We start from the raw sequence: 13,469 nt of genomic DNA, 5'->3' as shown, positions 1-13,469 counted from the left end.
CGGCCTGGACGAGCCGAGCCGCGAGGGCGATTACGGCCTCGCGCGCGACAACGGCATCAACTGGCTGGTGGAAGCGGTCGATCGCGACGGCAACGACGAACCGGTCTCGCCGCGTCGCCGCAAGGCCCAGGCCGCCGCCGCGCCGAACCTGGTGTCCAAGCGGCTGATGCCGGCCGACCCGCTGCGCCTGCCCGCCGCGCTGGCCGCCCTGCTGGTGCTGATCGGGCGGCCCGACTGGCTGCAGCCGCTGTTCGCGCCGCTCGCCGAGCACGGCGCGCCGGCCATCTACGACCGCGCGAGCCTGGTCGATCTCACCCTCTCCCACCTGGCGATCGTGGCCGCCTCCAGCCTGATCGGCTCGGCGCTGGCGATGCTGGCCGGGATCGCCGTGACGCGCCCGGCCGGCGCCGATTTCCTGCCGGTGGCGCGCAGCATCGCCAACCTCGGCCAGACCTTCCCGCCGGTGGCGGTGCTCGCGCTGGCGGTGCCGGCGGTCGGCTTCGGCGCCAAGCCGGTGCTGCTCGCGCTGACGCTCTACGGCCTGCTGCCGGTGTTCGAGAGCACCCTCGCCGGCCTGGGCTCGATCGCGCCCGCCACCCTCGAGGCCGCGCGCGGCATGGGCATGAGCGAGCGGCAGCGGCTTCTGTCGATCGAGCTGCCGCTGGCCGCGCCGGTCATCCTCAACGGCGTGCGGCTGGCCGTGGTGATCAACCTCGGCACCGCGACGATCGGCTCGACGGTGGCCGCCAAGGGGCTCGGCGACGTGATCATCGCCGGCCTGCAGACCTCGAACACCGCCTTCGTGCTGCAAGGCGGCGTGATCGTCGCGCTGCTGGCGGTGCTGGTCTACGACGCGCTCGGCTTCGCCGGCCGGTGGCTGGCGCCCGCCCAGGGCGCGGCAGGCGGGCGGACGACGCGCGGCTGAGCCAGCCGCCTCGCGCCGCGCCATTCGGCGCCGGCACCGGCACGATCGAGACAAGGCAAGGCCGCGGCATTCGCCAGGAACGATTCGCGCCGCGTGCCAATCCGCCGATTTCCCCGCAAAAATCAATCGATCGTTTCATCCATGAATAATCGATGGCGCTTTCCATATTCTCCTATCGATTTTCCGAAATGCTTTCGATTTCGATATTCATCCGCCACTACCTGAAATACGGGAATGAAATATCTCGTATGACAATTGATGCGCAAACGATTGACCGATCATCCTCGCGAAATTGCCTGCCCGGCCGCGCTTGTAATATCCCAGAAAGCATCCTTGAATTCCGCTACCATCAAGCACTTTCGCCTATGAATAAGCTATTTAGTATCGCCACGCGATTCTCATGATCGGGGTCAACACTATTCGGGTTCCGGAAGGTAAAGAAAAAAACAAATGTCCCGTTAACGCGATTACGACAGGCACTCGTCACGCCCGTTTTCGTCTCGAACCCCAATTGAAGAGGCCACCATGAAAATTCTCAGGCTGGGCATCAAACATAAACTGCTCGGCGGTTTCGGCATACTCGCGGCGATCGTGGTGGGCGTCTCGGCATTCGCGCTGCATGCGCTCTCGGACGCCAATCTTGCCTTCACCCGCTACACGGCCGGCGTGAACGCGCGCGCCAATACCGCGGCGCAGATCCGCATGGCGGTCGACCGGCGCGCGATCGCGGCGCGCAACCTGGTATTGGTGACCAAGCCCGACGATATCGCCCTGGAAAAAGCCGACGTCGAGCGCGCGCATGCCGACGTGCAGCGCTACCTGGCCCAGCTCCAGTCGATGCTCGCCAGCGCGAGCGACACCACGCCCGAGGCACGCCAGCTCGCCGCCGACATCGCCAACGTCGAGAGCCGCTACGGGCCGGTGGCGCTGGCGATCGTCCAGCAGGCGCTGGCCGGCCAGCGCGAGGACGCGATCGCCGCGATCGACGACAAGTGCCGGCCGCTGCTGGCCGAGCTGGTGCGCGCCACCGACGCCTACGCGAGCTACACGCGCGAACGCGAGAGCGCGCTCGCGCAGGCCGGCGTGGAACGCTACGACACCGCGCGCAACCTGATGCTGGGAATCTGTGCTGCGGCCGTCGCGCTGGCCGCGCTGGCCGGGGTGGCGATCACCCGCTCGATCACGCGGCCGCTGTCCGAGGCGGTGCGCGTGGCGCGCACCGTCGCCGACGGCGACCTGACCAGCCACATCGAGGTACGCGGCCACGACGAGACGCGCGACCTGCTCGACGCGCTCGACACCATGAACACGCGCCTGGCCGGCATCGTCAGCCGCGTGCGCGAGGGCAGCTCGGGCATCGCGCTGGCGGTGGGCGAGATCGCCGCCGGCAACGTCGACCTGAGCCAGCGCACCGAGGAACAGGCGGCCTCGCTGCAGGAAACCGCGGCCACCATGGAGCAGTTCACCTCGACCGTGCGCCTGAACGCGGAAAACGCCCAGCAGGCCAGCACGCTGGCCAGCAGCGCCTCCGAGGTCGCGCAGCGCGGCAGCCACGCGGTGGGGCGCGTGGTCGACACCATGAACGACCTGGGCGAACGCTCCTCGAAGATCGCCGAGATCACCGGCATGATCGAGGGCATCGCGTTCCAGACCAACATCCTCGCGCTCAACGCGGCGGTCGAGGCGGCGCGCGCCGGCGAACAGGGCCGCGGCTTCGCGGTGGTGGCCAGCGAGGTGCGCGCGCTGGCCCAGCGCTCCTCGGGCGCGGCCAAGGAGATCAAGGAGCTGATCACGGCCTCGGTGCAGACCGTGCAGGACGGCGCGGTGCTCGCCGACGAGGCCGGCAGGACCATGGACGAGGTGACCCAGGCGGTGGCGCGCGTGACCGACATCATGGGCGAGATCGCCGCCGCCTCCTCCGAGCAGAGCCGCGGCATCGACCAGGTCAACCTGACCATCACCCAGATGGACGAGACCACCCAGCAGAACGCGGCCCTGGTCGAGCAGGCCGCGGCGGCCTCGAAGTCGCTCGAGACCCAGGGACGGCAACTCGACGAGACGGTGGCGACCTTCCGGATCGCGCAGGAACGGGCGAGCGGCATCGATGGCCTCGACGGCGGCGAGCGCCGGCCCGGCCGCGCCAACTGGCGCATGGTGCCGGCATGAGCCCCGCGCCCTGCCTGTTTCGCGACGGCGCGAGCCAGGCCGCGCGCGGCGCCCGGCGACGCGGCCAGGCACGGCGCGGCGATGCCCTGCATCACTGCCTGCGGCATGCGCGCTGGCGCGCGCCGCGCGAGCGGCGGCCGATGCCGCGTGCGCTCTGAGGAGCCGCTGCCGGCGCGAGCTCGGGCGTCAGCCCCGGCCGGCAGCGGTTCGCGGCGTCGGAACGAGAAGGCCATCTTCGTTCCGATGCGTTCCGGGCGGCTTGCCCCGAGCGGCGTGATGGCACGCGGCGCGGGGCAGCCGCCTTTTTTTCGTGCTGGCGCAAGCGCCCGAACGTGACGATGTCGGCGGCGCTCAGCCGGGCCGGGCCGCCATTACGGTGCCGTTTTCCGCCACGACCGGAACAGATCGAGCAAGGCGCGACAGGGTGTCGACATGCTCCCTGCCCGCCGCCAGACCGCGCCGACATCCATGGTCGGCACCGTCACGCTCAGCTCGCGGCGGCTGATCCGGTTGCCCTCCAGCGACCAGGGGCGATACACCAGGTCCGACAGGATCGTGACGCCGTGCCCGAGCGCGACCAGGCTCCTGACCGCTTCGATCGATCGACTCTGCATCCGGACCCTGGGCGCGATACCGTAGCTTCCCCAGTACCTGCCGACCGTGCGCAGATGCTCGTCCATGTCCAGCAGCAGGTAGTCCTCGCGCGCGACATCCTCGAGCGTGACGCGCGGCGCCTCCTGCAGCGGATGATCGGGACGGGTCCACAGGCGGCGGGCGTAGCGAAGGATCGTCTCGTACCTCAGGCCCTCGACTTCCGCCGTGTTCGATACCAGCAGCAGCGCGATATCGAGGCGATCGTCGACCAGCATCGCCTCGATGGTTTCCCGCTCGCTTTCGACGATGCTCACGTTCAGCTTGCCGAAACGCTCGGCGACGGCCGACATCAGCGAGGGCATCAGGTAGGCCGAGATGGTTTCGGTCACGCCGATGCGAACCTGCCCCGCGACCTGCTCGGGCACGTCCTGCGCCGCCGCGACGGCGCGATCGACCGAGATCGCCGCGTGCTGCACATGACGCAGAAAGCGCTCGCCCGCCTGGGTGAGCCGAACCCCTCTGGAATGACGCTGAAGCAGGGCCGTGCCCACCGCGTCCTCGAGCTTCTTCAAGGCGATCGTCATCGACGACTGGGACACCGCGCAAAGGTTCGCCGACTGGGAAATCTGCCCGGTGTCGGCGACGGACACGAAGTATTCGATCTGGCGCAGGGTGATGGATGTGCTCACGGGCGGAAACCTCGAAGGGCCTGGCAGTGCCGCAACGGCCTTGCCGCGAAGGCCCGAGCGCGGCATCGGATCGAGCCTGGCGATATTGATGAAATATATATCAGGCCATCAAAAGTATGAATTTGCCATGGCCGAGCCGGCTTCCTAGCATGGACGCCATCATGCAGCGGTCGATGCGGGCGGACCGGGATTCCCGAGGAACAGCACGCACGCCCACCATGCCCCAACTCGCTCCAGGCTCCCCATGACCGAACGAATCCGCCTGAATCTCGCCGCGCTGCGCGCGCTCGAAACGGCCGAACGCTGCCACAGCTTCACCGCCGCCGCCAACGAACTCTGCCTGACGCACAGCGCGATCAGCCATCAGATCCGGCAGGTCGAATCGATGCTGGAGACGGCACTGTTTACGCGCACGCAGTCGCGGATGATTCCGAGCACCGCCTGTACGCGGCTGGCCGAGCGAGTGCGCCGGGGGCTGACCGATATCGAATCGGCACTGCAGGAAGCAAGACAGGCCGACCGGCCGCGGCGTCTGTCGCTCAAGCTCAGCGTCATGGCCGACTTCGCGACCGCGTGGCTGATCCCCTCGCTCGAGGCCTTCCACGGCCGGCACCCGCATCTCGATCTCTCGATCTCGGTGCGCCATACCCGCGATGCTTCGGACGCGCAGGAAGCCGATATCGGCATCTGGCACAAGAGCGTCGATCGACACGGATTCCAGTCGCGGAAACTGCTGGAGGATCGGGTGATCGCAGTCTGCACGCCGGGGTTCCTCGACCGGCACCCGCCACTGGCGACGGCCATCGACCTGGTTCGCGTTCCGCTGCTGCGCTTCTCCGGTCGCTCGTGGCAGGAATTTTTTCTTGCCGCCGGTCTCGATGCCGTCGCCCCCGAATCGGGTCCGATGTTCGACGATGCGGCATCGCTGCTGCATGCCGCCCTCGCGGGCCAGGGTGTCGCCATGCTGAGGGAGCGCTTGATCCATCCTTACCTGCGGGAGGGAAAACTGGTGCAGGTCGGGCACACCCGGATCCCCTCCCATCTCGACTACCATCTGTGCTGGCGCGAAGACACGCGCAAACAGGCCGCCATCCTGCAGTTCGTCGCCTGGCTGGAGGACATAATCCAGCAGACGGGGCAAGCGTCACCGCCGCCACCGCACGACGATCCGACGGATATGCCGGGCATGCCGCGCTTCAGGCGCGAAGCCGCGCGTCGTAGAACGTGATGTCCTCGCCGTCGCGCAGATCCAGCACTTCGCAGCCGGATTCGGTGACCGCGACCACGTGCTCCCAGTAGACGGCCAGCGACTTGTCGGCGGTCTGTGCCGAACGCGTGACGTTGTTCAGGCGGATGCCCGCACCGGATCCGGCGCAAATGAACGGCTCGACCGTGATCACCATGCCCTTCTCCAGCACCCGCCCTTCGTTGATGGACGAGTCGTAGTAGGGAATCAGCCATCCGTCCGCGTGGACCTGGCCGATCGAATGCCCCGTTCCGCTCGGCACGCGCAGCATCGAGAACCCGAACGACTCGACATAGGCCTGCACGCGACGGGCGATATCCTGCACCTTCGCGCCGGGGCGGACCAGGCTGATGCCCAGGCACATGGCCTGGTATCCGACCGCCATCAACAGGCGCGCCTCGGCGCTGGTCTCCTCGCCGACGATCCACATGCGCTGGGTGTCGCCGCACCACCCTTCCTTCTTGATGCTGACGTCGACGCCGAACAGATCGCCCTTCTTCAGCGGCAGGTCGCTCGGTTCGCCGCTGAAGGCATTCTCGTTATGCGCGATCGAGATGCAGGCGTACTGGCTCGAATCGTAGCCGGCGAGATCCTCCCGATCGATTTCCGCGTGGTACTTGTTGACGATCAGGTCGTAGGCCAGGTCGTTGATCTGGCGCGAGCTCACGCCGGGTTGAATATGCGGCGTGAGATCCTGCAGCACCTGGGCAGCGATGCGGCCCGCGGCGCGCAGCATCGCGATTTCCTCAGGAGTCTTGATTGAAATTTTGTTGTAATCGATATCGTGGCTCATGTTCCTATCCTGCTTTTCCGGTTGAACGCACGTTGCGATCTCCAAGCGGATCGCAACCTCGTGTCGAGCAGCTGATCCATCGCTTCGACATGGAGGAAGTATTGGATTTCGAGTGCCGCCTCGTCCAACGATAGGTTTTCACAACTGATGTGAAGGATTTTCGCCGTGCCCTGCCGGCATCGCGCCGAATGGCCGGCCTCTGCGTGCGCCGATTCCCAACTCTTATATAAGATATAAGATGTTTGACACACCCTCATGCGACGATTAAAATGCCGTCCGAAGCCGTGCCCGGGGCAGTTCTCGGGGCGTCTGACGCGCCTTCCCCTGAAACACAATGCCAGCAGGTTCCCCCATGCTTGAAAACTATCGCGCTCACGTGGCCGCCCGCGCCGCGCTCGGTATTCCCCCCCTGCCGCTGACGGCTCAGCAAACCGCCGAACTGGTGGAACTGCTGACCAACCCGCCGGCCGGCGAAGAGCAGACCCTGCTCGAGCTGATCACCCATCGCGTGCCTGCCGGCGTGGACGAAGCCGCGCGCGTGAAGGCCGGCTTCCTGGCCGCCGTCGCCAAGGGCGAGACCGCCAGCCCGCTGATCTCGCGCGCGCACGCCACCGAACTGCTCGGCACCATGCTGGGCGGCTACAACATCCAGCCTCTGATCGAGCTGCTGTCCGACGAGGCGGTCGCCGCCGTGGCCGCCGACGCGCTGAAGAAAACCCTGCTGATGTTCGACCAGTTCCATGACGTCAAGGAACTGGCCGACCAGGGCAACGCGCACGCCAAGGCCGTGCTGCAGAGCTGGGCCGACGCCGAATGGTTCACCAGCCGCCCGGAAGTGCCGCAGAGCCTGACCATCACGGTCTTCAAGGTGACCGGCGAAACCAATACCGACGATCTCTCGCCGGCCCCGGACGCCACCACCCGCCCCGACATCCCGATGCACGCGCTGGCGATGCTGAAGAACACCCGCCCCGGCATCACGCCGGAAGAGGACGGCAAGCGCGGCCCGGTCAAGTTCATCGAATCGCTGAAGGAAAAGGGCCACCTGGTTGCCTACGTGGGCGACGTGGTCGGCACCGGCTCCTCGCGCAAGTCGGCCACCAACTCGGTGCTGTGGTTCACCGGCGAGGACATCCCCTACGTCCCGAACAAGCGCTTCGGCGGCGTGTGCCTGGGCAGCAAGATCGCCCCGATCTTCTACAACACCATGGAAGATGCCGGCGCGCTGCCGATCGAGCTCGACGTCTCGCAGATGGAGATGGGCGACGTGGTCGAGCTGCGCCCCTATGAAGGCAAGGCCTTGAAGAACGGCGAAGTGATCGCCGAATTCCAGGTCAAGTCCGAAGTGCTGTTCGACGAAGTGCGCGCCGGCGGCCGGATTCCGCTGATCATCGGACGCGGCCTGACCACCAAGGCGCGCGAGGCGCTGGGCCTGGCCCCGTCGACGCTGTTCCGCCTGCCGCAGCAGCCGGCCGACAGCGGCCGCGGCTTCTCGCTGGCGCAGAAGATGGTCGGCCGCGCCTGCGGCCTGCCGGAAGGCCAGGGCGTGCGCCCGGGCACCTACTGCGAACCGAAGATGACCTCGGTGGGCTCGCAGGACACCACCGGCCCGATGACGCGCGACGAGCTGAAGGACCTGGCCTGCCTGGGCTTCTCGGCCGACCTGGTGATGCAGTCGTTCTGCCACACGGCCGCCTATCCGAAGCCGGTGGACGTGAAGACCCACCAGACCCTGCCGAACTTCATCAGCACCCGCGGCGGCATCGCGCTGCGCCCGGGCGACGGCGTGATCCACTCTTGGCTGAACCGCATGCTGCTGCCCGACACGGTCGGCACCGGCGGCGATTCGCACACGCGCTTCCCGATCGGCATCAGCTTCCCGGCCGGTTCGGGCCTGGTCGCCTTCGCGGCCGCCACCGGCACCATGCCGCTGGACATGCCGGAATCGGTGCTGGTCCGCTTCAAGGGCAAGATGCAGCCGGGCGTGACGCTGCGCGACCTGGTCAACGCGATCCCGCTGTACGCCATCAAGCAGGGCATGCTGACGGTGGCCAAGCAGGGCAAGAAGAACATCTTCTCGGGCCGCATCCTCGAGATCGAGGGCCTGCCGGACCTGAAGGTCGAGCAAGCCTTCGAACTGTCGGACGCTTCGGCCGAGCGCTCGGCCGCCGGCTGCACGGTGCACCTGAACAAGGCGCCGATCATCGAGTACCTCAACAGCAACGTCACGCTGCTGAAGTGGATGATCGCCGAGGGCTACCAGGATCCGCGCAGCCTGCAGCGCCGGATCGCGGCGATGGAGCAGTGGCTGGCCGACCCGCAGCTGCTGGCCCCGGATGCCGACGCGGAATACGCCGCCGTCATCGAGATCGACCTGGCCGACATCCACGAGCCGATCGTGGCCTGCCCGAACGATCCGGACGACGTGAAGACGCTGTCGGACGTGGCCGGCGCCAAGATCGACGAAGTGTTCATCGGCTCGTGCATGACCAACATCGGTCACTTCCGTGCCGCCTCGAAGCTGCTGGAAGGCAAGCGCGACATCCCCGTCAAGCTGTGGGTGGCCCCGCCGACCAAGATGGACCAGAAGCAGCTGACCGAGGAAGGCCATTACGGCGTGTTCGGCACCGCCGGCGCGCGTACCGAAATGCCGGGCTGCTCGCTGTGCATGGGCAACCAGGCACAGGTGCGCGAAGGCGCGACGGTGATGTCCACCTCCACCCGCAACTTCCCGAACCGCCTGGGCAAGAACACCAACGTGTATCTCGGCTCGGCGGAACTGGCGGCGATCTGCTCGCGCCTGGGCAAGATCCCGAGCAAGGAGGAGTACATGGCCGACATGGGCGTGCTCAACGCCAATGGCGACCAGATCTACAAGTACATGAACTTCGACCAGATCGCCGACTTCAAGGACGTGGCCGATACGGTCAAGGCCTGAATGGGTGAATCGCGTGCGGCGTGAGGTTGGCGCTGTCGCGAGGTGAAAAAGGCGCCGCGGGCTCACTGCCTGCGGCGTCTTTTTTTGTGCGGCGCACCGGGGATCGGCCGGAGCCCGTCCTCCCCGGCAACCCTTCGCGCTTCCGTATACCATCGCGAAACCACCAAACCCCATGAGCCATCCCATGAGCGACCTGTCCGCCTTCCCGATCACGAAAAAATGGCCGGCGCAGCACCCCGACCGCATCCAGCTCTACTCGCTGCCCACGCCCAACGGCGTCAAGGCCTCGATCGCGCTGGAGGAACTGGGCCTGCCCTACGAGCCGCACCTGGTGCGCTTCGACACCAACGACCAGTTCTCGCCGGAGTTCCTGTCGCTGAACCCGAACAACAAGATCCCCGCGCTGATCGACCCGAACGGCCCCGGCGGCAAGCCGCTCGGCTTGTTCGAATCGGGCGCGATCCTGCTCTACCTGGCCGAGAAGACCGGCCAGTTGCTGCCGGCCGATCCGGCCGCGCGCTACCAGACCATCCAGTGGCTGATGTTCCAGATGGGCGGGATCGGGCCGATGTTCGGCCAGCTCGGTTTCTTCCACAAGTTCGCCGGACGCGAGTACGAGGACAAGCGCCCGCGCGAGCGCTACGTCGGCGAATCGAAGCGGCTGCTCGGCGTGCTGGAGACGCGGCTGGCCGCCAGCACCTGGATCGCCGGCGACGAATACACCATCGCCGACATCGCCACCTTCCCGTGGGTGCGCAACCTGATCGGCTTCTACGAGGCGCGCGAGCTGGTGGAGTTCGAGCACTTCCCGAACGTGGCGCGCGCGCTGGAAGCCTTCGTGGCGCGGCCGGCCGTGCAGCGCGGCCTGACCATCCCGGCGCGCGACTGACACGCGCCCTGCCTGGCCGTCGCGCTCGCGGCGGCGGCCGGCGCCTCGGGCGGGCCCGGTGCCCGCCCTTCCATCATGGCTTCGAAGCCTTCGCGTAGAGCGTCGAATCGGCGAAGCGATCGGTGTCGAGCACGCGCCCGATCAGGATCAGCGCGGTCCGCTCGATCGCGGTGCCGGCAATCTTTCCGACGATATCGGCCAGCGTGCCCGTCACGCGCGTCTCGTCCGGCCAACTGGCGCGATACACCACCGCGACCGGGCAATCGTCGCCGTAATGCGGGCGCACTTCCTCGACGATCCTCGCCAGATGGCGCACGCCCAGATGGATCGCCAGCGTCGCGCGATGCGCGGCCAGCCCGCCCAGCGCCTCGCCCTCGGGCAGGGTGGTCTTGCCCGCGTAGCGCGTCAGGATCACCGTCTGCGCCACCTCGGGCAGGGTCAGCTCGACGCCGAGCGTGGCCGCGCAAGCCGCCGTGGCAGTCACCCCCGGCACGATCTCGTAGGGAATCCCGAGCGCCTTGAGGCGCCGGATCTGCTCGCCGATCGCGCCGTACAGCGAAGGGTCGCCGGAATGCACGCGCGCCACGTGCTCGCCGCGCGCGTGCGCCGCGCCCAGCAGCGCGACGATCGCATCGAGATCGAGCTCCGCGGTATTGACCACCGTGTGGGCCTGATGGCCGTCGAGCACGGCCTCGGGCACCAGCGAGCCCGCGTAGAGGATCACCGGGCAGCTGCGCACCAGGCGCTGGCCCTTCACCGTGATCAGCTCGGGGTCGCCCGGCCCGGCGCCGATGAAATACACCGTCATCTGTGGTTTTCTCCTTGGGTTCGTTCGCTTGTCGCAGCGCCGGCGCCGGTCGAGCCGCGCCGGCCTGGATTCATGCCTGGCGCAGCGCGGCGAGCGCCCGTGCCAGCGCGACTGGATCGTCGAAGGCGCGATCGGCCTCGGGCAGCGCGGGGCGCTCGATCATCAGCACCGGCAGGCGCCGCTCGCGCGCCACCTCGAGCTTGGCCTCGGTGGCCGCGCCGCCGCTCATCTTGCTGACCAGCACGTCGACGCCGAGCAGGGCGAACAGCGCGCGCTCGTCCTCGAGCGCGAACGGGCCGCGCGCCGCGATCACCCGCGCGCGCGCATTGCCCGGATGCGCGTCGAGGCAGCGAATCACCCAATGCTGATGCGCGGGGATCTCGTCGAGATGCGCGAGCGGCTCGCGGCCCAGCGTGAAGAAGGGCCGCCGATACGGCGCCAGCGCGGCCGTCAAGGCGTCCCAGCCGCCGACCATGCGCCAGTCGTCGCCCTCGCGCGCCCGCCAGGCCTCGCGGCGCAGCGCCCACAACGGCGTGCCGGTGGCGCGGCAGGCCTCGGCCGCATTGGCGCTGATGCGCGCCGCATAGGGATGGGTCGCGTCGACCACCAGGCCGATGCCGGCCTCGCGCAGCCAGGCGGCCAGCCCCTCGGCGCCGCCGAAGCCGCCCACGCGCACCGCGCAGGCCAGGTCTTCCGGCACCTTGCCGAGCCCGGCGAGACTGTAGACGTCGGTGGCGGCCAGCGTGCGCGCGAGCTTGAGCGCCTCGCCGGTGCCGCCCAGCAGCAGCACGCGCATCAGGCAGCCTCCCCAATTGGCTTGCGGACCTCGTACAGCGTGACCGGCAAGGCCTGCCGCCAGGTATCGAAACCGCCGAGCGGCGCCGCATTGGCCAGCGCGACACGCGTGAGCGCCCCACCGTGCTGCTCGCGCCAGGCCAGCAGCGCGGTCTCGGCCTGCAGGGTCACCGCGTTCGCCACCAGCCTGCCGCCCGGCTTCAGCGCGGCCCAGCAGGCGGCCAGCACGCCCGCCTCGCTGCCGCCCCCGCCGATGAAGATCGCGTCGGGCGCCGCCAGCCCGGCCAGCGCCTCGGGCGCGCGGCCCGCGACGATCGCCAGGCCCGGCACGCCGAGCCGCTCGCGATTGAAGGCGATGGTCTCGCGGCGCTCGGCATCGGCCTCGATCGCGATCGCCGCGCAGGATGGATGCGCGCGCATCCATTCGATGCCGATCGAGCCCGAGCCGGCGCCGACATCCCACAGCAGCTCGCCCGGCGTCGGCGCGAGCCGCGCCAGCGTGATCGCCCGCATGTCGCGCTTGGTCAGTTGTCCGTCGTGTCGATAGGCCTCGTCGGGCAGGCCCGGCGTGAGCGGCAGCGGCGGCGTGCCGGCCGCGCGCGCGCAGTCGAGCGCCACCAGGTTCAGCGCGGCCACCGTCTCGGCGGGCCAGGCCTGGGCAAGCGCGTCGATGCGCCGTTCGGCCGGGCCGCCCAGATGCTCGAACACGCTGAGCCGCGTGGCGCCGTAACCGGCCTCGGTGAGCAGCCGCGCGAGCGCGGCCGGCGTATTGCCGTCGGCGCTGAGCACCAGCAGGCGCCGACCGTGATGCAGTTGCCGCATGAGGGTGGCCAGCGGCCGTCCCACGCAGGACAGCACCTCCACCTCCTGCAGCGCCCAGCCCAGCCGCGCGGCCGCCAGCGAGACCGAGGACGGCGCCGGCAGCACGCGCAACTCCTCGGCCGGCAGTTGCCGCGCCAGCGTCGCGCCGATGCCGTAGAACATCGGGTCGCCGCTGGCCAGCACGCAGGTGGGCTCGGGGCGCCGCGCCAGCAGGGCCGCGATCTCGAACGGCTTCGGCCAGGGCTCGCGGCGCGCGCGCAGGCAGCCCGGCAGCATCGCCAGATGACGCTCGCCGCCGACCACCACCGCCGCGTCGATCAGCGCGCGCCGGGCTCGCTTGCCGAGCCCCTCGAAACCGTCGTCGCCGATGCCGATCACCGTCAGCCACGCCGTCATGCCCTGCTCTCCATGCCTGTCCCGCCCTCGTCCGATCGCTGTCCCCGATACGCCCGACCCGCCTCGCGCCGGGGCGCGCGGCGTATCTCGGCCAGGTGAAAGCAGGCATAATACAGCCTCGTTCGCCGGCGCCCAATCCGCCCGAAAGCAGCCTGACGAGCCCGATGGCCTGCCCGCCGGCGGTTTTCGACACGCTGCCGGGGCAAGGCGCGGCGTGCCTCGCGGCGCTGCCGCCGGCACGCGCCGCGAGTGCGCCGGCCCTTGCCGGCCCGGCATCGCGATTTGATCCGGTGCGCTTTTTTATCCGTTCCTTGCCCTCCCAAAGCCCGCCCCTTTCCCCCGCCCCGCTGCCTGCCGATCGGCCGGCCGGATACGCGCGCGCCGTCGATGCGCCGGGCAGCCCGCGTC

Annotated in this window: 11 protein-coding genes and 1 pseudogene; 7 read left to right on the top strand and 5 right to left on the bottom strand. The window is 68.7% G+C overall.

What is annotated here, in order from left to right; translation table 11 throughout:
• Nucleotides 1-166 precede the first annotated feature (166 nt).
• From F3J18_RS30940 to F3J18_RS30930, 3 genes are all read left to right on the top strand, one after another.
• Nucleotides 167-925 (top strand): ABC transporter permease, encoded by a 759-nt coding sequence (locus tag F3J18_RS30940; RefSeq protein WP_166915928.1) that lies wholly within the window; start codon nucleotides 167-169, stop codon nucleotides 923-925.
• A gap of 525 nt (nucleotides 926-1,450) precedes the next feature.
• Nucleotides 1,451-3,091 (top strand): methyl-accepting chemotaxis protein, encoded by a 1,641-nt coding sequence (locus F3J18_RS30935; protein ID WP_025098789.1) that lies wholly within the window; start codon nucleotides 1,451-1,453, stop codon nucleotides 3,089-3,091.
• Complete coding sequence (locus F3J18_RS30930) at nucleotides 3,088-3,249, top strand: hypothetical protein (protein ID WP_161783286.1); 162 nt, start codon at nucleotides 3,088-3,090, stop codon at nucleotides 3,247-3,249. Before F3J18_RS30935 ends, F3J18_RS30930 begins: the two co-directional genes overlap by 4 nt.
• Nucleotides 3,250-3,462: 213 nt before the next feature.
• Here the strand turns inward: F3J18_RS30930 and F3J18_RS30925 are convergent, their stop codons facing one another.
• Nucleotides 3,463-4,374: a LysR family transcriptional regulator gene (locus F3J18_RS30925; RefSeq protein WP_166915926.1), complete on the bottom strand. Its 912-nt coding sequence runs from the start codon at nucleotides 4,372-4,374 to the stop codon at nucleotides 3,463-3,465.
• Nucleotides 4,375-4,618: 244 nt separating this feature from the next.
• On the opposite strand from F3J18_RS30925, the gene F3J18_RS30920 reads away from it, so the two are divergent.
• Nucleotides 4,619-5,602 carry a LysR substrate-binding domain-containing protein gene (locus F3J18_RS30920; protein WP_166915924.1) on the top strand — a complete coding sequence of 328 codons (984 nt, stop codon included), beginning with the start codon at nucleotides 4,619-4,621 and terminating at the stop codon, nucleotides 5,600-5,602.
• On the opposite strand, the gene F3J18_RS30915 is transcribed toward F3J18_RS30920, so the two are convergent.
• On the bottom strand, nucleotides 5,571-6,413 hold the full coding sequence (locus tag F3J18_RS30915) for a M24 family metallopeptidase (protein WP_105819631.1): 843 nt from the start codon (nucleotides 6,411-6,413) through the stop codon (nucleotides 5,571-5,573). The two genes, F3J18_RS30920 and F3J18_RS30915, sit on opposite strands and share 32 nt — an antisense overlap.
• Before the next feature lie 352 nt (nucleotides 6,414-6,765).
• On the opposite strand from F3J18_RS30915, the gene acnB reads away from it, so the two are divergent.
• Both acnB and F3J18_RS30905 read left to right on the top strand, forming a co-directional pair.
• Entirely contained in the window at nucleotides 6,766-9,351 is a 2,586-nt protein-coding gene (gene acnB, locus F3J18_RS30910) for a bifunctional aconitate hydratase 2/2-methylisocitrate dehydratase (protein WP_166915922.1), read from the top strand.
• 184 nt (nucleotides 9,352-9,535) lie between these two features.
• Nucleotides 9,536-10,240 carry a glutathione S-transferase N-terminal domain-containing protein gene (locus F3J18_RS30905; RefSeq protein WP_025098776.1) on the top strand — a complete coding sequence of 235 codons (705 nt, stop codon included), beginning with the start codon at nucleotides 9,536-9,538 and terminating at the stop codon, nucleotides 10,238-10,240.
• Nucleotides 10,241-10,313: 73 nt separating this feature from the next.
• On the opposite strand, the gene cobM is transcribed toward F3J18_RS30905, so the two are convergent.
• The 3 genes from cobM to cbiE form a co-directional block, all read right to left on the bottom strand.
• Nucleotides 10,314-11,048, bottom strand: coding sequence for a precorrin-4 C(11)-methyltransferase (gene cobM, locus F3J18_RS30900; RefSeq protein ID WP_025098775.1), 735 nt, complete (start codon nucleotides 11,046-11,048; stop codon nucleotides 10,314-10,316).
• Between the two features lie 70 nt (nucleotides 11,049-11,118).
• Nucleotides 11,119-11,844 (bottom strand): cobalt-precorrin-6A reductase, encoded by a 726-nt coding sequence (locus F3J18_RS30895; protein ID WP_166915921.1) that lies wholly within the window; start codon nucleotides 11,842-11,844, stop codon nucleotides 11,119-11,121.
• Entirely contained in the window at nucleotides 11,844-13,061 is a 1,218-nt protein-coding gene (cbiE, locus tag F3J18_RS30890; RefSeq protein ID WP_166915919.1) for a precorrin-6y C5,15-methyltransferase (decarboxylating) subunit CbiE, read from the bottom strand. Before cbiE ends, F3J18_RS30895 begins: the two co-directional genes overlap by 1 nt.
• A 164-nt stretch (nucleotides 13,062-13,225) precedes the next feature.
• On the opposite strand from cbiE, the pseudogene F3J18_RS37920 reads away from it, so the two are divergent.
• A pseudogene (locus tag F3J18_RS37920) lies at nucleotides 13,226-13,469 on the top strand (hypothetical protein); the annotation flags it as partial.

This window comes from Burkholderia sp. Ax-1720 (genome assembly GCF_011753035.1).
Lineage (GTDB): Bacteria > Pseudomonadota > Gammaproteobacteria > Burkholderiales > Burkholderiaceae > Burkholderia > Burkholderia gladioli.
This window is presented reverse-complemented; position numbering and strand designations above follow the sequence as displayed.

What these genes read in the sequence shown, in the direction of transcription:
- F3J18_RS30940 (WP_166915928.1), top strand. Translation starts at nt 167, where the DNA reads ATGCCGGCCGACCCGCTGCGCCTGCCCGCCGCGCTGGCCGCCCTGCTG.
- F3J18_RS30935 (WP_025098789.1), top strand. Translation starts at nt 1,451, where the DNA reads ATGAAAATTCTCAGGCTGGGCATCAAACATAAACTGCTCGGCGGTTTC.
- F3J18_RS30930 (WP_161783286.1), top strand. Translation starts at nt 3,088, where the DNA reads ATGAGCCCCGCGCCCTGCCTGTTTCGCGACGGCGCGAGCCAGGCCGCG.
- F3J18_RS30920 (WP_166915924.1), top strand. Translation starts at nt 4,619, where the DNA reads ATGACCGAACGAATCCGCCTGAATCTCGCCGCGCTGCGCGCGCTCGAA.
- F3J18_RS30915 (WP_105819631.1), bottom strand. Translation starts at nt 6,413, where the DNA reads ATGAGCCACGATATCGATTACAACAAAATTTCAATCAAGACTCCTGAG.
- acnB (WP_166915922.1), top strand. Translation starts at nt 6,766, where the DNA reads ATGCTTGAAAACTATCGCGCTCACGTGGCCGCCCGCGCCGCGCTCGGT.
- F3J18_RS30905 (WP_025098776.1), top strand. Translation starts at nt 9,536, where the DNA reads ATGAGCGACCTGTCCGCCTTCCCGATCACGAAAAAATGGCCGGCGCAG.
- cobM (WP_025098775.1), bottom strand. Translation starts at nt 11,048, where the DNA reads ATGACGGTGTATTTCATCGGCGCCGGGCCGGGCGACCCCGAGCTGATC.
- F3J18_RS30895 (WP_166915921.1), bottom strand. Translation starts at nt 11,844, where the DNA reads ATGCGCGTGCTGCTGCTGGGCGGCACCGGCGAGGCGCTCAAGCTCGCG.
- cbiE (WP_166915919.1), bottom strand. Translation starts at nt 13,061, where the DNA reads ATGACGGCGTGGCTGACGGTGATCGGCATCGGCGACGACGGTTTCGAG.